Below are 17,375 nucleotides of genomic sequence, written 5' to 3'. Positions count from 1 at the left end.
CCGGAAGGGAACCCCCTGATGTCCGTCGACACGCAGCAGGCGTCCGCTCGGCTCACCGACGACGAGCTGAGGACGCTGGACGCCCACTGGCGCGCCGCGAACTACCTGTCCGTCGGCCAGATCTATCTGATGGCCAATCCGCTGCTCACCGAGCCGCTGCGTCCCGAGCACGTCAAACCGCGGCTACTGGGCCACTGGGGCACGTCCCCGGGCCTGAACCTGGTGCACACGCACCTCAACCGGATCATCAAGGCCCGCGACCTGAACGCCCTGTGCATCTGGGGCCCCGGCCACGGCGGACCCGCCGTACTGGCCAACGCCTGGCTGGAGGGCTCGTACTCCGAGACCTATCCGGACGTCTCGCGGGACGCCCAGGGCATGGGGCGGCTGTTCAAGCAGTTCTCGTTCCCGGGCGGGGTGCCCAGCCATGTCGCGCCCGAGACGCCCGGCTCCATCCATGAGGGCGGCGAGCTCGGCTACTCGCTGTCCCACGCCTACGGCGCCGCGCTCGACAACCCCGACCTGGTCGTCGCCTGCGTCATCGGTGACGGCGAGGCGGAGACCGGCCCGCTGGCCGCCTCCTGGCACTCCGACAAGTTCCTCGACCCCGTCCACGACGGCGCCGTCCTGCCGATCCTGCACCTCAACGGCTACAAGATCGCCAACCCGACGGTGCTCGCCCGCCTCCCCGAGGCGGAACTCGACGAACTGCTGCGCGGCTACGGCCACGACCCGATCCACGTCACCGGTGACGACCCGGCCGCCGTGCACCGGGCCATGGCCGAGGCCATGGACACCGCGCTGGACCGCATCGCCGCCTTCCAGCGCGCCGCCCGCGAGGACGGCGCGACCGAGCGCCCCCGCTGGCCGATGATCGTCCTGCGCACCCCGAAGGGCTGGACCGGCCCGGCCGAGGTCGACGGGCTGCCCGTGGAGGGCACCTGGCGTGCCCACCAAGTTCCGATGGCCGCCGTACGCGACAACCCCGACCACCTGAGGCAGTTGGAGGAGTGGCTGCGCTCCTACCGCCCGGAGGAACTCTTCGACGAGTACGGGGCGCCCCGCCCGGACGTCCTGGCCTGCGTCCCCGACGGCACCCGCCGCCTCGGGGCCACCCCGCACGCCAACGGCGGACTGCTGCTGCGTGAACTCCCGCTGCCCGAACTGGAGAAGTACGCCGTATCCGTCGACAAGCCGGGCGCGAGCCTGCACGAACCCACCCGGGTGCTGGGCGAGTTGCTCGAAGACGTGATGCGATCCACCGCCGACCGCCGGGACTTCCGTCTCGTCGGCCCGGACGAGACCGCCTCCAACCGGCTCCAGGCCGTCTACGAGGCCAGCGGCAAGGCCTGGCAGGCCGGGACCCTGCCGGTCGACGAACACCTCGACCGGCACGGCCGGGTGATGGAGATCCTCTCCGAACACACCTGCCAGGGCTGGCTGGAGGGCTATCTGCTGACCGGCCGGCACGGGCTGTTCTCCTGCTACGAGGCGTTCGTGCACATCGTCGACTCCATGGTCAACCAGCACATCAAGTGGCTGCGCACCACCCGCCGACTGCCCTGGCGCGCCCCCATCGCCTCTCTCAACTACCTGCTGACCTCGCACGTGTGGCGCCAGGACCACAACGGCTTCTCCCACCAGGACCCCGGCTTCGTCGACCACATCCTCAACAAGAGCCCCGAGGTCGTCCGGGTCTACCTGCCGCCGGACGCCAACACCCTGCTCTCGGTGGCGGATCACGCGCTGCGCAGCAAGGACTACGTCAACGTGATCGTGGCCGGCAAGCAGCCCTGCTTCGACTGGCTGAGCATGGAGCAGGCCCGCGCCCACTGCGCGCGCGGCGCCGGGATCTGGGACTGGCCCGGCACCGAGAACGGCACCCGGGAGCCGGACGTGGTGCTCGCCTGCGCCGGTGACGTACCGACCCAGGAGGTGCTGGCCGCCGCGCAGTTGCTGCGCCGGCATCTGCCGGAGCTGGCGGTGCGCGTGGTCAACGTCGTCGACATCGCGCGGCTGCTGCCCACCGAGGAACACCCGCACGGGATGAACGACTTCGAGTACGACGGCCTGTTCACCGCCGACAAGCCGGTGATCTTCGCCTACCACGGCTACCCGTGGCTGATCCACCGGCTCGCCTACCGCCGCACCGGCCACCGCAATCTGCATGTGCGCGGCTACAAGGAGATCGGTACCACGACCACCCCGTTCGACATGGTGGTCCGCAACGACCTCGACCGCTACCGCCTGGTCATGGACGTCATCGACCGCGTGCCCGGCCTTGCGGTGCGCGCCGCGACGGTACGGCAGCGCATGGAGGACGCCCGGCTGCGCCACCACGACTGGATCCGCGTCCACGGCACCGACCTGCCGGAGGTCGCGGACTGGGCCTGGGACGGCTGAGCCGGAAGCGGGGGCCCGCGCAGACCCCGTACCCGACGACGGGTGTCACCTCGTGACCGGTCCGGGCCGAGCCGGCGTGGAGAGCCGGCTCGGCCGGTCGGTCACGTAGGGGCTCATCAGCCGGCCTTGGTGACCAGCTCGATCAGGGCGTCGGCCGCGGGGGCCGAGGAGGCCGGGTTCTGTCCGGTGATCAGCAGACCGTCCGTCAGGACATAGGGCTGCCAGTCGTCGGTCTTGGAGTAGAGGCCGCCGAGCTTGGTGAGTTCGTCCTCGACCAGGAAGGGGACGACGTCGGTGAGCTGGACGGCCGCCTCCTCGGAGTTGGCGAATCCGGTGACCTTCTTGCCCGCGACCAGCGGGGTGCCGTCCTCGTTGACGGTGTGCCGCAGCGCGCCGGGTGCGTGGCACACAAGTCCCACGGGCTTGCCGGAGCGGAGGGTGGTTTCGATCAGACGGGCGGAGACGGTGTCCTCGGCCAGGTCCCACAGCGGTCCGTGCCCGCCGGGGTAGAAGACGGTGTCGAAGTCGCCGGCCGAGACGGAGTCGAGGCGCACGGTGTTCGCCAGTGCCGCGCTCGCCTCCGTATCGGCCTCGAAGCGCCGGGTGTCGTCGGTCTGGAAGCCGGGCTCGTTGCTCTTGGGGTCCAGCGGCGGCTGTCCGCCCTTCGGCGAGGCGAGGGTGATGTCCCAACCGGCCTCCTTGAAGCGGTAGTAGGGCGCCGCCAGCTCCTCCAGCCAGAACCCGGTCTTGACGCCGGTGTCGCCCAGCTCGTCGTGCGAGGTGAGAACGATCAGGACCTTCATGACACGCTCCTTGATTAAGTAGACCAGTCTACTATCGAGACTGACAGGGGCCTCCCACGGCCGGACCGGTCATGGGAGTGCGGACTTCTACAGGTGCAGAAGCCCGCGGGTCACCGCCGTGACGGTGTCGAGCGGGGCCAGACTGCGATGGATCTTTGCCATCACGCTGGCGCCGAGCCACATGTCGTACAGGGCCTGTGCGACCTCGTGGGCCTCGCCGTCGACCGAGAAAGAGCCGTCCTCCAGGCCTTCGGTGATGGTCCGCTCGATGCGGTCGACGACGGCGCTCGTTCCTTCCTTCAACGCCAGACGCATCGCCTCGGACAGGTCCGCCACCTCGGCCCCGAGTTTCACTGCCAGGCACTTGCCCTGGCACTCGTCGAGGCTCTGAGTCTCCCGCCACTGCTGCCAATAGGTCATCAGCCGTTCGGCCGCCGACTGGCCGGAGCGGGCGAGGACGCGGTCCATGTCCGTGAGGTAGTCCGCGAAATAGCTCTTGAGGATCGCTTCACCGAAGGCGTCCTTCGAGGCGAAGTAGTGATAGAAGGAGCCCTTCGGCACGCCGGCCTCCGCGAGCACCTCATTGATGCCGACGGCCGAGTAGCCCTTGTGGGCCATGATCCGCTGGGCGGCGTCGAGGATGACCCGGCGGGTGTCCTTGGTGCGCGTGGTGACCGGCATGCGGTGCACCGTAGCATCGGAGTAGACCAGTCGTCTAGTTGATGCTCAGGGCGCGTCGGCGACGGTCAGGCGGATGCCGGTGACGAGGTCGGGGCGGATGCGGACCGCGTAGTCCATGGTCTGCCTCACCCACGGGCGCAGCAGGGACTGGTAGCGGGCCAGCTCGTCGGGGTCGGTGACCAGACGGGCGTAGCCGGTGACCACCACGCTCCAGCCGAGATGCGTGGCCGGGTCGATGACGTCCGCCTCGTAGGCGACGACGACTCCCGGGTCCCCGGCGTGCCGGGTCAGGGCGGCTCCCTCGTGCGTACGGATGACGATGTCGCCGTCGACCAGGATGTGGTTGACGGGCCGGATCGTGGGCAGCGCGTGCTGGGTGAAGACGATTCTCCCGAAGGAGACGCCGCCCAGCAGGCGCATGGCCTCGGCGCTGTCGAGCTCGATGCTCTGACGGGGGCCGGCCGGGGCCGCCTCGGCGTGGTCAAGGGTCATGGCGGGTTTCCGTACGTCCTGGTGGGCCTGGTGGGCCATGTGTCCGATCGGATCATTCGAACCGAGTTCACCGCCGAGCCGCTAGGGCCGGTCGGCCCTCACACGGTGCCCGCCGGACCCTTCGCCTCGACGGCGCCGACAGCGTCGACCGCGCCGAAGCCGTTGCCGAGGCCCAGAGCGTTGACGACACCGACGACCCCGTCCACCTGCCAGGTCGCCCACACCGCGGACCCGATGTCGGTACCGTCGGCCACCCGTCCCGCGAGGGTGACCATGCCGTCCCGGACGAGCACGCCGACCGCGTCCGGCGGCAGACCGAGCGTGCCGACGACGGCCTCCTCGATCACCTCACGTCGGATCGTGTCGTCCGGGCGCAGGAAGATCCGCAACAGGTCACGGCGGGTGGCGATGCCGATCAGCCGGTCCTCCTCGTCCACCACGGGCAGCCGGTCGACGCCGTGCCGCTCCATCACCCGGGCGGCGTCCGGCACGGGCTGTTCGGGGTGGGTGGTGATCGCCGGACTCGACATCAGCTCTCCGGCTGTGCCGGCCCGTACGGTGGTCCGCGCGCGCACGAGGTCGGTGCCGGAGACCACGCCGATCACCTTGTCGTCGTGGTCGACGACCGGCAGCCCGCTGATGCGGTGCCGGTCCAACAGCCTGATCAGTTCCTTGAACGGTGTCGCCCGTCGGGCGTGGACGACCTCACTGGTCATCACCTCACCGATGGTGCGTGGTCCCACGGCACCCACCTCCTCGCCCCCGTGGGAAGGGGCCCCTCGCGAGCGGCGAGGGGCCCGTGGTCGTTCTAGTCCTGCCCTTGGTCCTGCTCTTGGTCCTGCTTCTGGTCATGCCCCTGGCCCTGCCGGCCCGCGCCAGGGCCGCCGCGCCACGGGGGCGGTGCGGCCGTCCTGCGGGCCGTGTCGCCGCGGTGTGTGAGGCGTTCCACCTGGCCCCGCAGACGGTCCTGGATCCGGTCGGCGAGTTCGTGCGCGCTCGCCTCGCGGGCGTGCACGACCACCACGACGCTTCCCACCCGGATCTCCCCGCCCGCGGACCACGGCCGTTCGTCGTGGTGCGCGACCGCCCGGGAGATCCGCACCTCGCCGTCGGCGGCAGGCAGCCCCGGCCGTTCGAGCGCCGCCCGCACCTTGGCCCGGACGTAGGCGAGGGCCTCCTCGCCCACGTCGCCCTCGGCGCGCACCCGCAACGACGTGACGGTGTCACCGGCCCCGGTGTCCCTGGGAGTCATGTGCTCCACTCCTTTGATCGCTTGTCGACCTTCAGCCTGGCGCCGGTGCCCCACCGGCCCCAGGGGCCGCCCGGCCCCGGGCGTGGCCCGGCGGTCCCTCTCTGGCCCGGCCGCGCGACGCACCGGCATGGGGCCGTCGGCCCGGGCGACCGGCCAATCAGGGCCGACCGGCCCTGGCCCCACGGCCTCGAAAGGCGTTGGATCTCGGACAGGAACCCTTCCCCGACGCGGAACACACGACGAGGAGCGTCTGATGGCGGACAGCCAGCGGCCCGGCCCCGACGGACCGATCCGGGTCTTCCTGCTGGACGACCACGAGGTGGTACGGCGCGGAGTGCACGACCTGCTGAACGACGAGCCGGACATCAGCGTCGTCGGCGAGGCCGCCACCGCCGAACAGGCCCTGGTGCGCGTCCCCGCCCTGCGTCCCCAGGTCGCCGTCCTCGACGTACGTCTGCCGGACGGCGACGGGGTGAGCGTCTGCAGGGAGCTGCGCTCGCGGATGCCGGAGCTGGCCTGTCTGATGCTGACCTCGTTCGACGACGAGGAGGCGCTGCTGGACTCGATCATGGCCGGTGCGGCCGGCTATGTCCTCAAGCAGATCCAGGGCTCGGACCTGGTGTCGGCGGTGCGCACCGTCGCCTCCGGCCAGTCGCTGCTCGACGCCAGTGCCACGACACGCCTCATGGCCCGGCTGCGCCAGGGCCGGCAGCCGGAGGAAGAGGAACCGGAGGCGCTGCCCGGTCTGACCGACAGGGAACGGCAGATCCTCGCCCTCATCGGCGAAGGCCTGACCAACCGTCAGATCGGCCAGCGCCTGTTCCTCGCGGAGAAGACGGTGAAGAACCACATCTCTCGGCTGCTGGCCAAACTCGGCGTGGAGCGCCGCATCCAGGCCGCGGTGATCGCCACCCAGGCCCAGGACCGGATCAGGCAGCAGGACCACTGACACGCAGGCGTCGTAGGCCCTCGGCGGGAACTACCGGTGGGTCCGGCTCGGCCCGGTGCCCTCGCGGTCGGCGAGGTCGGCCTGGGCCAGCAGCAGACCGGCCAGGCGGCGGGCCTCGCCGGCGGTCAGCGCCGCCCAGGTGCCCGGCTCACCGCCGGTGACCGTGCCGACGTCCAGGGCGACCCTGGTGATGGGCCGGTCCGCGGGGGCGAGCGTCAGGCGGCGGACCGCGATCCGACGGCCGCACGTGGTCACGAGAGGCGGAACCCCTGCCGTGAACGAGGGGTCGGGTCCGGTCGTCGTCATCGATCTCACTTCCTCGGCAGCTGAAGCACCCATACCCAACGGGGTATGTATGCCAGCGTCTGCCGAACCCGGATTGTTCCCCGCCCGGTTGGGCCGGTCGTCCCCCGGCTCGCCCCCGCCCGGCCCAAGCCGCGCCGCCCCCGCGGACGAGAGGCTGACAGCGAGACACCGCGAAGACATCGACCTGGGAGGGCGACGGGCATGAGCGTGCGCGTGGGCATCAACGGATTCGGCCGTATCGGACGCAACTACCTGCGGTGCGTGCTGGAACGCGCGGAGAGCGCCGCCGGCACCCCCGTCGAGGTCGTGGCGGTCAACGACATCACCTCACCGGCGGCGCTGGCCCATCTGCTGGCGTACGACTCGACGTACGGCCGGCTGGGCCGCACCGTCGAGCACGACGACCAGTCCCTCACGGTCGGCGGACACCGCGTCGCGGTGACAGCCGAGCGCGACCCCGCCGCCCTGGCCTGGGGAGACCTCGGCGTGGACGTCGTGATCGAGTCCACCGGCCGCTTCCGCACCCGCGAACAGGCCGGGCTCCACCTGAAGGCGGGGGCCCGCAAGGTCCTGCTGTCCGTGCCGGGCAAGGACGTCGACGCCACCGTCGTGATGGGCGTGAACGAGGGCACCTACGACCCCGACGAGGACCACGTCGTCTCCAACGCCTCCTGCACCACCAACTGCGTGGCGCCGATGGTCAAGGTGCTCGACGAGCACTTCGGCATCGTCAAGGGCCTGATGACCACCATCCACGGCTACACCAACGACCAGGTGGTCCTCGACGGGCCGCACAAGGACCTGCGCCGCGGCCGCAGCGCCGCCGTCAACATCATTCCCACCAGCACCGGCGCCGCCCGCGCCGTGGGACTGGTCCTGCCCGAGCTGGCCGGGACGCTGGACGGCATCGCCGTCCGGGTGCCGGTGGAGGACGGCTCGCTGACCGACCTCAGTGTCGTCCTGGACCGGCCGGTGACGGCCGACGAGATCAACGCCGCCTACCGGGAGGCCGCCGACGGACCGCTCAAGGGCGTCCTGCGGGTCTCGGACGCGCCGATCGTCTCCCGCGACGTGGTGGGCGACCCCGCTTCCTGCGTGCTCGACGCCCCGCTGACCCAGGCGCACGGCGAGCTGGTGAAGGTCTTCGGCTGGTACGACAACGAGTGGGGCTACACCAACCGGCTGCTGGACCTCACCGAGTACGTGGCCGCCCGGTTGCCGCGCGCCTGAGTCGTGGCCGACGGATGCCGTGACGGGGGCAACCTGCCCTGGTCCCGTATCCCACCTCCCCCTGGACCGTTACCGTGGCACATGACGGCATGTGGCCGACCGGTCGAGGGAATGTGGAGGACCACGGGTGGCAGGCTCGGAACACACCGGGGAAGCCCGTGTACGGCTGCCGCAGCTCAGGCTCGACGAGCTGCTGGAGGAGCTGCAGGCACGCCTCGACGCGGCCCGCGGCACCCGCGACCGGGTGCACAGCCTTCTGGAGGCGGTGCTCTCGGTCGGCCGGGAACTGGATCTGGAGCAGGCGCTGTACAGCATCGTGGAGGCGGCGGCCGCGCTGGTGGACGCCGAATACGCGGCCCTCGGCGTCATCGGCCCCGACGGCAGGCGGCTGTCGGCCTTCCACACGGTCGGCGTCACCACCGAGCAGATCAGGCAGATCGGCCCCTACCCCGAGGGGCACGGCATCCTCGGTGAACTCATCAAGCATCCGGAGCCCCTGCGCCTGTCGAAGATCTCTCAGCATCCGGCCTCGTACGGCTTCCCGCCGCACCACCCGCCCATGAACACCTTCGTGGGCGTCCCGATCCGGGTGCGCGACCAGGTCTTCGGCAATCTGTACCTCACCGAGAAGCGGGGCGGGGCGCAGTTCGACGAGGAGGACGAGTCGGTGCTGTCCACCCTCGCCGTCGCCGCCGGTGTCGCCATCGACAACGCCCGCCTGTATGAGGAGACCCGGCTGCGCGAGCGGTGGCTGAGGGCGAACGCGGAGATCACCCACAGTCTGATGTCGGACGGTGAGGGCCCGGAGGTTCTGGGCCTGATCGCCGAGCGGGCCGGTGAGATCACCGGGTCGGCCCTGGCGGCGGTCGGTCTGCCCATGGAGGGCACCGACTCCCTCACCGTGGAGATCGCCGTCGGTCTGGAGGCCGACGCCCACCGGGGGCTCGTGCTGCCCATGGACCGGAGCCTGATGGGCCTGGCCTTCTCCGGCGCCGCCCCGGTGACCAGCGAGGATGCGTCACAGGACGAGCGGATCTCCCTGGAACCTCCCCGCTTCAAGGGGCTGGGCCCCGCCGTGGCCGTACCCATCGGCACCGGCGCCGAGGGCCCACGGGGTGTGCTCCTGCTGGCCCGTCAGATCGGCCGACCGGTGTTCTCCGAGACGGAGATCGAGCCCCTGCGGGCCTTCGCCGCCCAGGCCGCCATCGCGATGGAGCTGGCCGAACACCGCCGGGACGCCGAGCAGATCGCGGTGCTGCAGGACCGCGACCGCATCGCCCGCGACCTGCACGACCTGGCGATCCAGCGGCTGTTCGCCACCGGCATGACCCTGCAGAGCGCCGGCCGCTTCATCGAGCACCCGGAGGCAGCGGAACGCGTCGTGCGCGCCGTGGACGACCTGGACGAGACCATCAAGATCATCAGGTCGACGATCTTCGGCCTGCGCGCCCGTGAGGGCGGCGCCGGGGCCGGACTGCGCGCCCGCACCGTCCGGGTGGTCGGCGAGGCCGCGCCCGTGCTGGGGTTCGCCCCCAGCGTCCGGATGGAGGGCCTGGTCGACACCGACGTACCGCGGGAGATCGCCGACCATCTGATCGCCGTCCTCTCCGAGGCCCTGACCAACACCGCGCGGCACTCCGGCGCCGACCACGCCGACGTCGTCCTGCAGACCGACGGGCGCGAGGTGCGGCTCACCGTGTCGGACAACGGCGTGGGCATTCCGGACGAGGGCCGTCGCAGCGGGCTGAAGAACATGGCCGAGCGCGCCGAACAGTTCGGCGGACGGCTGGAACTCAACCGTCCCGAGGGTGGCGGCGCCGAGCTGGTGTGGCGGGTGCCGCTGGGAGCCTGACTCCCCGCGCGGTCCGCCGTGAGACGGGCCCAGTGGCCGTCCGTTGTGACCGGGCGGCCCATCCCCCCGCCCTGTCTCCCCGACGACCCTGGAAGCAGGACCGCCTGCCGGGTCCGACCGGCCTCGCCACCCGGGTCCTTCGGCCTCTGCGCCCACCGACACGCGCGGGTGAGGCTGGAGCGACCGGCCCGGCGGGACGGCAGAGGGGAGCGCCATGTCGCACGTCACGACCGCACCGCGCACCGCGCACGAGCGGTACGCGACCGCGCCCGAACCCGAGCGCGGTGTGCGGAGCCTGGTGGCCGACTCCTGGCGGCGCTCGGCCCGCGAGGGCATACGGCCCGACGGCAGCCGCCTGCCTCCCCTGCGCTGGGCCTCCGACGAACTGACCGCCTACCGCGAAACCCATCCGCTGGCGCCGCTGATGCCTCTGTTCCGCGAGCTGCTGGGGGCCGGAGCCGCTGACGACGGGCATGTCTTCGCCGTCGGGGACGCCGACGGAACCCTCCTTTGGGTCGAGGGCGACACCCGCACCATGGCACGCGCCGAGCGCATGCACTTCATGGCCGGAGCCGGCTGGGCGGAGCGTCAGGCGGGCACCAACGCCCCCGGGACGGCACTGCAGTTGGGCCGTGCGGTGCAGATCGTGACGGGTGAGCACTACAGCGCCGCCGTGCACGCCTGGTCCTGCGCCGCCGCTCCGGTCCGCGACCCCTCTACCGGACGCGTGCTCGGCGTCGTCGACCTCTCGGGCGGCGGCACCATCGCCACGCCGCCCGCCCTGGCCGCCGTACGGGCCGCCGCGCTGGCGGCGGAGGGACAGCTGGCCCGGATGCCCGCCCCGCCCCTGCTCGGCCCCGACGGCCAGGCGCTCCGGAGTGCGAAACCCCGGCTCGAGGCCGCCCACCTGTGGGTATTGGGCCGCGACGAGGCCCTGCTGGAGTGCGCGGAGCACGTCCGCCGACTCAGCCCACGGCACAGCGAGATCGTGCTGGCGCTCGCCCTGGCCGGAGGGGGCGTGACCGGCGAGCGGCTCGCCGTGGACCTGTCGGACCGGGAGATACCGGCCTCGACCCTGCGCGCCGAGCTGACCCGGCTGCGCGCCGTGCTCGGCGCCGACCTGCTCGGCTCCCGGCCCTACGCCCTGCTGCGGCCGGTGTTCACCGACGTGACGGCCGTCTCCGACCTGCTCGCCCAGGGCCGCGTCGGCGAGGCCCTGGCCCGCTACCCGGGCCCGCCGCTGCCGCGTTCCGAGGCTCCGGTCGTCGTCGAGCACCGCCGCTGTCTGGAGCAGCAGCTGCGCGGGGCGGTCCTCGGCAGCGGCGACCCGGGCCTGCTGCGTCGCTGGGTCGACGCGAGCTGGGGTGCTGACGACGGCCCTGCGTGGACGGAGCTGGCCAGGGAGCTGCCGGCCGGCTCGCCGCAGCGCGCGGCAGCCGCCGCACGCGCCCGCGCACTGACCCCGGGCACCATCTCCTTTCCGCAGGCCAGGAGGCATGCAGCGGTGTTGCAGCGTGGCTGCTCCTAGCGTGCTGGGCATCACCACGATCGTCGTGATGGGAGAGGAAAGGGGACGGTCATGAAGTACCAGCCTCCGGGCAGGGCAGGCAGCCCCGTGGACGTCGCGCCCCGCTACGAGAACTTCATCGGCGGCAAGTGGCAGGCGCCCACCACCGGCGAGTACACGTCCAACCCGAGCCCGGCCACCGCCAAGCCGATCTGTGAGATCCCGAAGTCCGGCCCCGAGGACATCGAACTCGCCCTCGACGCCGCGCACGCCGCCAAGGACGCGTGGGGCGAGGCGAGCGCCGCCCAGCGGGCCGCGGTCCTCAACAAGATGGCCGACGCCATCGACGCCCACCGTGAGGAACTCGCCGTCGCCGAGAGCTGGGACAACGGCAAGCCGGTCCGCGAGACACTGGCCGCCGACATCCCCCTCGCCGCCGACCACTTCCGCTACTTCGCGGCCGCGATCCGCGCCGAGGAGAGCTCGATCACCGAGATCGACAAGGACCTCATCGCCTACCACTTCCACGAGCCGCTGGGCGTGGTCGGGCAGATCATCCCCTTCAACTTCCCGCTGCTGATGGCCGCGTGGAAGCTCGCCCCGGCGCTCGCCGCGGGCAACGCCTCCGTCATCAAGCCGGCCTCGCCCACACCGTGGTCGATCCTGAAGCTGATGGAGGTCGTCGGCGACCTGCTGCCGCCCGGCGTCCTCAACGTCGTCAACGGACCCGGCGCCGAGATCGGCAAGGCCCTCGCAGCCAACAAGCGCATCGCCAAGGTCGCCTTCACCGGTGAGACCACCACCGGCCGCCTGATCATGCAGTACGCGGCGCAGAACATCATCCCGGTCACCCTGGAGCTGGGCGGCAAGTCGCCGAACATCTTCTTCAACGACGTGGCCGCGAAGGACGACGACTTCCTGAACAAGGCGGTCGAGGGCCTGGTGCTCTACGCGTTCAACAAGGGCGAGGTCTGCACCTGCCCCTCCCGCGCCCTGATCCAGGAGGACATCTACGAGGAGTTCATGGGCCGTTGCCTCGACCGGATCCGCGCCATCAAGCAGGGCGACCCGCTCGACACCGCGACCATGATCGGCCCCCAGGTTTCCCGCCAGCAGGTCGAGAAGATCGCGTCGTACGTCGAGATCGGCCTGAAGGAGGGCGCCGAGCTGCTCGTCGGCGGCCACCGGCCCGCGCTCGCCGGCGAGTTCAAGGACGGCTTCTTCTTCGAGCCGACCGTCCTCAAGGGCCACAACAGGATGCGGGTCTTCCAGGAGGAGATCTTCGGACCCGTCCTCGCGGTCACCACCTTCAAGGACGAGGCCGAGGCCCTGGAGATCGCCAACGACACGCTGTACGGCCTGGGCGCCGGCGTGTGGAGCCGCGACGGCTCCCTCGCCTACCGCATGGGCCGCGCGATCAAGGCCGGCCGGGTCTGGACGAACTGCTACCACCAGTACCCCGCCGGTGCCGCCTTCGGCGGCTACAAGGTCTCCGGCATCGGTCGTGAGACGCACAAGATGATGCTCGAGCACTACAGCCAGACCAAGAACCTCCTGGTCAGCTACGGCACCCAGCCGCTCGGGCTGTTCTGAGGAGGAGTGAGCGGTCATGCCCGCGAGGACCGAGTACGGCACCGTCGGGCGCGTCACCGCGACACGTGCGGCGCGCAGGGCCATCGCGGCCCTGCGGGCCGGCCGCGGCCCGGTGATGTTCGTCCAGCCCGGCGGCTGCTGCGACGGAAGCGACCCGATGTGCTTCCCGAGCGGCGAATTCGCCCTGGGAGAGGGCGACATGCTCGTCGGCGTGGTGGACGGCTGCACGTTCCACATGGACGCCGACCAGTACGAGGCGCTCGGCCGCCCCTTCTTCGTACTGGACGTCGAACCGGGCATGCCGGGCGGCTTCTCCCTCGCAGCCGGAGACGGGCTGCGGTTCGTAACCCGGGCCAAGGCGGCCCGACAGCAAGCCAGTTGAGGAGCACACCATGAAGGCAGCGGTCGTCACCGACTTCGGCAAGCCCCTGGAGATCCAGGACCTGCCCATCCCCGAGCCCGGCCCCGGCCAGGTGCTCGTGAAGATGCGGGCCTCCGGGCTCTGCCACACCGACATCCACGCCGCCCACGGCGACTGGCCCGTCAAGCCCCGGCCCCCGTTCATCCCCGGCCACGAGGGCATCGGCTCCGTCCAGGCCCTGGGCACCGGCGTCCCGGCCGACCTGCTCGGCAAGCGGGTCGCCGTCCCCTGGCTCGGCTCGTCCTGCGGCACCTGCCGCTACTGCGTCTCCGGCTGGGAGACCCTGTGCGAGTCCCAGGTCAACTCCGGCTACTCCGTGGACGGTTGCTACGCCGAGTACGCCGTGGCGAACGCGGGTGCGGTCGTCGAGGTGCCCGAGGGCGTCAGCTCCTTCGACGCGGCACCGCTGACCTGCGCGGGCGTCACCACGTACAAGGCGATCAAGGTCGCGCACGTGGTGCCCGCCGAGCGGGTCGCCGTGTTCGGCATCGGCGGCCTCGGCCACCTGGCGCTGCAGTACGCGCGCCTGGTCGGCGGCCTGGTCACCGCGGTCGACCTCGAACCCGACAAGCTGGGCCTGGCCCACCGACTGGGCGCCGACCAGCTCGTCAACGCGCGCACCCACGACCCGGTCGAGGAGATCAGGAAGGCCGGCGGCGCGGACGTGGCCGTCGTGCTGGCCGCCGCGCCCAAGGCGTTCGAGCAGGCCTTCCGCTCGCTCAACCGCGGCGGACGGCTGGTCATGGTCGCGCTGCCCGCGGACAATGCTGCCATCGACGTCCCGATCTTCGAGACCGTCCTCGGCGGGATCTCCGTCATCGGCTCGATCGTCGGCACGCGGCAGGACCTGGCCGAGGTGTTCGCGCTGCACGCCGCGGGGCGCACCCAGGTCATCGCCGAGCCACGGCGCCTCGACCAGGTGAACGACTCCTTCGACGAGGTACTCGGCGGACGAGCCGAGGCGCGTCTCGTCTTCGAGTTCTGAGGCCCGGGCGACCCCCGGACCTCGGTAGAGAGGCAGCGGATCATGGCAAACGTCACTGTGGCTGCCCTACGGGAGCGGGCACCCGGCGAACGCCGGGTGGCCCTCGTCCCCGAGGCCGTCACCCTTCTGCACCGCGCCGGGATCGACGTCCTGGTCGAGACCGGTGCCGGCTCCGGCGCCTGGTTCGCCGACGCCGACTACACCGACGCCGGCGCGACCGTCGTACCGCCGGACGAGCTGTACCTGCGCGCAGACGTCGTGCTGTGCGTCGGGCCGCCCGACCAGGAGACCGCGCGCGCCCTGCGTGCCGGACAGACCCTGATCGGCCTGCTGGAGCCGCTGCGGCAGCCCGCCCTGGTGCAGGACCTGTACCGGCGCGGGGTGCACACGGTCAGCCTCGATCTGCTGCCGCGCACCCTCAGCCGCGCCCAGTCCATGGACGCGCTGACCTCCCAGGCGAACGTCGCCGGCTACAAGGCGGCCCTGCTCGCCGCCGACTCCTACGACCGTTTCTTCCCGATGCTGACCACCGCCGCGGGCACCATGCGCCCGGCGCAGGTCCTCGTCCTCGGCGCCGGCGTGGCCGGACTGCAGGCCATCGCCACGGCCCGCCGCCTCGGCGCCGTCGTATCGGCGTACGACGTACGCCCCGAGTCGCGAGGAGAGGTGGAGTCGCTGGGCGCCCGCTTCCTCGACGTCCAGAGCCCGCAAGGAGACGCCGGACAGGGCGGCTACGCAAGGGAGCTGACGCCGGAGGAGCAAGGGGCCCAGCGTGCGGCGCTGGACGCGCACATCGCCCGCTCCGACGTCGTCATCACCACCGCCCAGGTACCGGGCCGCAGGCCGCCGCTGCTGGTGAGCGCGGCCGTCCTGGAACGGATGCAGTCCGGCGCGGTCGTCGTCGACCTCGGGGCGAGCGACCTCGGCGGCAACGTCGAGGGCTCCGAGCCCGACAAGACGCAGGTCCTGGACAACGGTGTCACCGTCATCGGTGCCGGACGGCTGCCGTCCGCGATGGCCACCGCCGCGTCCACCGCCTACGCCCGCAACCTCGTCGCCCTCCTGCGCCACCTGGTGCGGGACGGCGAACTCGTCCTCGACCCGGCGGACGAGATCACCGGCGCCCTGATGGGAGGCGGCCAGTCATGAACGACCTCGATCTGCTCACCGCGATCACCGTGTTCGTGCTCAGCGTCCTCGTCGGCGTCGAGGTCATCAGCAAGGTGCCCGCGACCCTGCACACCCCGCTGATGTCCGGCTCCAACGCGGTGCACGGCATCGTCGTCATCGGCGCCATGCTGATCGCCGCCGAGTCGCACACCTGGCTCGGCTACGTCCTGGCCTTCGTGGCGATGGTGTTCGGCGCGATGAACGTCGTCGGCGGTTACGTCGTCACCGACCGGATGCTGGAGATGTTCAAGGCCAAGCCCGCCGCCGAGAAGACGGCCGGGAACGAGAAGGCGGAGGTGTGACCGTCATGGACACCGTCTCCAACGCCGTCCACTACGTCTTCCTGGCCACGGCCGCCTGCTTCGTGCTCGGCCTGCACCTGATGAACCACCCGCGTACCGCCCGCCGGGGCAACACCGTCTCCGCGAGCGCGATGGCCGTCGCGATCGCCGCCACCGTGTGGCTGGTGATCCACCAGAGCACCATCACCACCACCGGCTGGCTCGTCCTGGCCTCCGGCGGCCTGGTCGGCGCGGCCCTCGGGCTGTACGCGGCCCGCGAGGTCAAGATGACCGCCATGCCCCAACTGGTCAGCCTCTTCAACGCGGTCGGCGGTGGGGCGGCCGCGCTGATCGCCGTCAACGACCTGCTCCAGGCCGAGAACCCGGCCGGGCTCGGCGCACGTGTCTCCCTCCCGGGCGCCCTGGACATCGTCATCGGCGCGGTCACCTTCTCCGGCTCGCTGATCGCGGCCGGCAAGCTGCAGGGGGTCGTCTCCGGGGCACCGGTCGTGTTCCCCGGGGCCCGGCTGCTCAACGTGCTGCTGCCGGCCGCCTTCGTGGGCGGCACGGTCTGGCTGGTGCTGTCACCGGACTCCCGCACCGCCCTGTACGGGCTGGTGGCCGTGGCGCTGCTGTTCGGCGTGACCATGGTGCTGCCGATCGGCGGGGCCGACATGCCGGTCGTCATCGCCCTGCTGAACGCCTTCACCGGATCCGCGGTCGCGATGGCCGGCTTCGTCCTGAACGAGACCGCGCTGATCATCGCGGGCATGCTCGTCAGCTCCTCGGGCGGCATCCTGACCAAGCTGATGGCCGACGCCATGAACCGCTCCATCGCCAACATCGTCGTCGGCGGCTTCGGCACCGGCGACAGCGCCCCGGCGGTGACGGCGGGCGGGGCGGCCCAGGTGCGGTCCGTCTCCGCGGACGACGTGGCGATCCAGCTGGCCTACGCCGGCAAGGTCATCTTCGTCCCCGGCTACGGCCTCGCCGCCGCCCAGGCCCAGCACGAACTCGGCGACCTGGCCAAGCTGCTGGCCGACCACGGCATCGACGTCAGCTACGCCGTCCACCCGGTCGCGGGCCGGATGCCCGGGCACATGAACGTGCTGCTGGCCGAGGCCAACGTGCCCTACACCCAGCTGAAGGAGATGGACGACGTCAACCCCGAGTTCCCCCAGGCCGACGTCGCCCTCGTGATCGGCGCCAACGACGTCACCAACCCGATCGCCCGCCGCCCCGGCAACGCGATCTCGGGCATGCCGATCCTGGACGTCGACAAGGCCAAGAGCGTGGTCGTCATCAAGCGCTCCATGGGCCACGGCTACGCGGGCATCGACAACGAGCTCTACACCGAACCCAAGACCGGCATGTTCTTCACCGACGCGAAGAAGGGACTGGCCGAACTGAAGGCGGCCGTGGGGGAGTTCGTCAGCTGACATCTGATAGG

General features: G+C 71.4%; 17 protein-coding genes. 11 read left to right on the top strand and 6 right to left on the bottom strand.

Annotated features, from left to right (window positions below):
* Positions 1-18: 18 nt before the first annotated feature.
* A complete protein-coding gene (locus tag ACWCQ1_RS04005) occupies positions 19-2,403 on the top strand; it encodes a phosphoketolase family protein (RefSeq protein WP_451025774.1) in 2,385 nt (794 codons plus the stop codon).
* Between the two features lie 116 nt (positions 2,404-2,519).
* Here the strand turns inward: ACWCQ1_RS04005 and ACWCQ1_RS04000 are convergent, their stop codons facing one another.
* The 5 genes from ACWCQ1_RS04000 to ACWCQ1_RS03980 all read right to left on the bottom strand — a co-directional run bounded on the left by ACWCQ1_RS04000 (position 2,520) and on the right by ACWCQ1_RS03980 (position 5,631).
* Positions 2,520-3,206 (bottom strand): type 1 glutamine amidotransferase domain-containing protein, encoded by a 687-nt coding sequence (locus ACWCQ1_RS04000; RefSeq protein ID WP_133045236.1) that lies wholly within the window; start codon positions 3,204-3,206, stop codon positions 2,520-2,522.
* Positions 3,207-3,293: 87 nt separating this feature from the next.
* On the bottom strand, positions 3,294-3,887 hold the full coding sequence (locus tag ACWCQ1_RS03995) for a TetR/AcrR family transcriptional regulator (protein WP_358605783.1): 594 nt from the start codon (positions 3,885-3,887) through the stop codon (positions 3,294-3,296).
* A gap of 45 nt (positions 3,888-3,932) precedes the next feature.
* Positions 3,933-4,379: a pyridoxamine 5'-phosphate oxidase family protein gene (locus ACWCQ1_RS03990; RefSeq protein ID WP_358605780.1), complete on the bottom strand. Its 447-nt coding sequence runs from the start codon at positions 4,377-4,379 to the stop codon at positions 3,933-3,935.
* A 98-nt stretch (positions 4,380-4,477) separates the two neighbouring features.
* Positions 4,478-5,095, bottom strand: coding sequence for a CBS domain-containing protein (locus ACWCQ1_RS03985; RefSeq protein ID WP_451025870.1), 618 nt, complete (start codon positions 5,093-5,095; stop codon positions 4,478-4,480).
* A gap of 92 nt (positions 5,096-5,187) precedes the next feature.
* Entirely contained in the window at positions 5,188-5,631 is a 444-nt protein-coding gene (locus tag ACWCQ1_RS03980; protein WP_358605774.1) for a hypothetical protein, read from the bottom strand.
* A 253-nt stretch (positions 5,632-5,884) separates the two neighbouring features.
* On the opposite strand from ACWCQ1_RS03980, the gene ACWCQ1_RS03975 reads away from it, so the two are divergent.
* Complete coding sequence (locus ACWCQ1_RS03975) at positions 5,885-6,580, top strand: response regulator transcription factor (protein ID WP_358605771.1); 696 nt, start codon at positions 5,885-5,887, stop codon at positions 6,578-6,580.
* Between the two features lie 30 nt (positions 6,581-6,610).
* Here ACWCQ1_RS03975 and ACWCQ1_RS03970 read toward each other — a convergent pair whose 3' ends face one another.
* Entirely contained in the window at positions 6,611-6,886 is a 276-nt protein-coding gene (locus ACWCQ1_RS03970; RefSeq protein WP_451025773.1) for a hypothetical protein, read from the bottom strand.
* 201 nt (positions 6,887-7,087) lie between these two features.
* Between ACWCQ1_RS03970 and gap the strand changes: the two genes are divergently transcribed.
* The 9 genes from gap (at position 7,088) to ACWCQ1_RS03925 (ending at position 17,364) form a co-directional block, all read left to right on the top strand.
* A complete protein-coding gene (gap, locus tag ACWCQ1_RS03965; RefSeq protein WP_133045242.1) occupies positions 7,088-8,116 on the top strand; it encodes a type I glyceraldehyde-3-phosphate dehydrogenase in 1,029 nt (342 codons plus the stop codon).
* 127 nt (positions 8,117-8,243) lie between these two features.
* A complete protein-coding gene (locus ACWCQ1_RS03960; RefSeq protein WP_451025772.1) occupies positions 8,244-9,968 on the top strand; it encodes a GAF domain-containing protein in 1,725 nt (574 codons plus the stop codon).
* Positions 9,969-10,182: 214 nt separating this feature from the next.
* Positions 10,183-11,496, top strand: coding sequence for a GAF domain-containing protein (locus tag ACWCQ1_RS03955; protein WP_358605762.1), 1,314 nt, complete (start codon positions 10,183-10,185; stop codon positions 11,494-11,496).
* Positions 11,497-11,547: 51 nt separating this feature from the next.
* Positions 11,548-13,068 carry an aldehyde dehydrogenase family protein gene (locus tag ACWCQ1_RS03950; protein WP_133045245.1) on the top strand — a complete coding sequence of 507 codons (1,521 nt, stop codon included), beginning with the start codon at positions 11,548-11,550 and terminating at the stop codon, positions 13,066-13,068.
* A gap of 16 nt (positions 13,069-13,084) precedes the next feature.
* Positions 13,085-13,450 (top strand): DUF779 domain-containing protein, encoded by a 366-nt coding sequence (locus ACWCQ1_RS03945; protein WP_451025771.1) that lies wholly within the window; start codon positions 13,085-13,087, stop codon positions 13,448-13,450.
* A 10-nt stretch (positions 13,451-13,460) separates the two neighbouring features.
* Positions 13,461-14,474 carry a zinc-dependent alcohol dehydrogenase gene (locus ACWCQ1_RS03940; RefSeq protein WP_358605758.1) on the top strand — a complete coding sequence of 338 codons (1,014 nt, stop codon included), beginning with the start codon at positions 13,461-13,463 and terminating at the stop codon, positions 14,472-14,474.
* 42 nt (positions 14,475-14,516) lie between these two features.
* On the top strand, positions 14,517-15,623 hold the full coding sequence (locus tag ACWCQ1_RS03935; RefSeq protein ID WP_451025770.1) for an NAD(P) transhydrogenase subunit alpha: 1,107 nt from the start codon (positions 14,517-14,519) through the stop codon (positions 15,621-15,623).
* A complete protein-coding gene (locus ACWCQ1_RS03930) occupies positions 15,620-15,946 on the top strand; it encodes an NAD(P) transhydrogenase subunit alpha (protein ID WP_133045249.1) in 327 nt (108 codons plus the stop codon). Before ACWCQ1_RS03935 ends, ACWCQ1_RS03930 begins: the two co-directional genes overlap by 4 nt.
* Positions 15,947-15,951: 5 nt before the next feature.
* The gene (locus ACWCQ1_RS03925) at positions 15,952-17,364 is read left to right on the top strand and encodes an NAD(P)(+) transhydrogenase (Re/Si-specific) subunit beta (protein ID WP_451025769.1); all 1,413 of its coding nucleotides are present in this window, start codon (positions 15,952-15,954) and stop codon (positions 17,362-17,364) included.
* Positions 17,365-17,375 lie beyond the last annotated feature (11 nt).

Source organism: Streptomyces sp. NPDC002144 (assembly GCF_053593695.1).
The sequence above is the reverse complement of the archived record's forward strand: the minus strand, read 5'-3'. Positions and strand labels throughout refer to the sequence as shown.

What these genes read in the sequence shown, in the direction of transcription:
- ACWCQ1_RS03925 (WP_451025769.1), top strand. Translation starts at nt 15,952, where the DNA reads ATGGACACCGTCTCCAACGCCGTCCACTACGTCTTCCTGGCCACGGCC.
- ACWCQ1_RS03970 (WP_451025773.1), bottom strand. Translation starts at nt 6,886, where the DNA reads ATGACGACGACCGGACCCGACCCCTCGTTCACGGCAGGGGTTCCGCCT.
- ACWCQ1_RS03995 (WP_358605783.1), bottom strand. Translation starts at nt 3,887, where the DNA reads ATGCCGGTCACCACGCGCACCAAGGACACCCGCCGGGTCATCCTCGAC.
- ACWCQ1_RS03935 (WP_451025770.1), top strand. Translation starts at nt 14,517, where the DNA reads ATGGCAAACGTCACTGTGGCTGCCCTACGGGAGCGGGCACCCGGCGAA.
- ACWCQ1_RS03985 (WP_451025870.1), bottom strand. Translation starts at nt 5,095, where the DNA reads ATGACCAGTGAGGTCGTCCACGCCCGACGGGCGACACCGTTCAAGGAA.
- ACWCQ1_RS03940 (WP_358605758.1), top strand. Translation starts at nt 13,461, where the DNA reads ATGAAGGCAGCGGTCGTCACCGACTTCGGCAAGCCCCTGGAGATCCAG.
- ACWCQ1_RS03955 (WP_358605762.1), top strand. Translation starts at nt 10,183, where the DNA reads ATGTCGCACGTCACGACCGCACCGCGCACCGCGCACGAGCGGTACGCG.
- ACWCQ1_RS03975 (WP_358605771.1), top strand. Translation starts at nt 5,885, where the DNA reads ATGGCGGACAGCCAGCGGCCCGGCCCCGACGGACCGATCCGGGTCTTC.
- ACWCQ1_RS03950 (WP_133045245.1), top strand. Translation starts at nt 11,548, where the DNA reads ATGAAGTACCAGCCTCCGGGCAGGGCAGGCAGCCCCGTGGACGTCGCG.
- ACWCQ1_RS04005 (WP_451025774.1), top strand. Translation starts at nt 19, where the DNA reads ATGTCCGTCGACACGCAGCAGGCGTCCGCTCGGCTCACCGACGACGAG.
- ACWCQ1_RS03980 (WP_358605774.1), bottom strand. Translation starts at nt 5,631, where the DNA reads ATGACTCCCAGGGACACCGGGGCCGGTGACACCGTCACGTCGTTGCGG.
- ACWCQ1_RS03945 (WP_451025771.1), top strand. Translation starts at nt 13,085, where the DNA reads ATGCCCGCGAGGACCGAGTACGGCACCGTCGGGCGCGTCACCGCGACA.
- ACWCQ1_RS04000 (WP_133045236.1), bottom strand. Translation starts at nt 3,206, where the DNA reads ATGAAGGTCCTGATCGTTCTCACCTCGCACGACGAGCTGGGCGACACC.
- gap (WP_133045242.1), top strand. Translation starts at nt 7,088, where the DNA reads ATGAGCGTGCGCGTGGGCATCAACGGATTCGGCCGTATCGGACGCAAC.
- ACWCQ1_RS03930 (WP_133045249.1), top strand. Translation starts at nt 15,620, where the DNA reads ATGAACGACCTCGATCTGCTCACCGCGATCACCGTGTTCGTGCTCAGC.
- ACWCQ1_RS03990 (WP_358605780.1), bottom strand. Translation starts at nt 4,379, where the DNA reads ATGACCCTTGACCACGCCGAGGCGGCCCCGGCCGGCCCCCGTCAGAGC.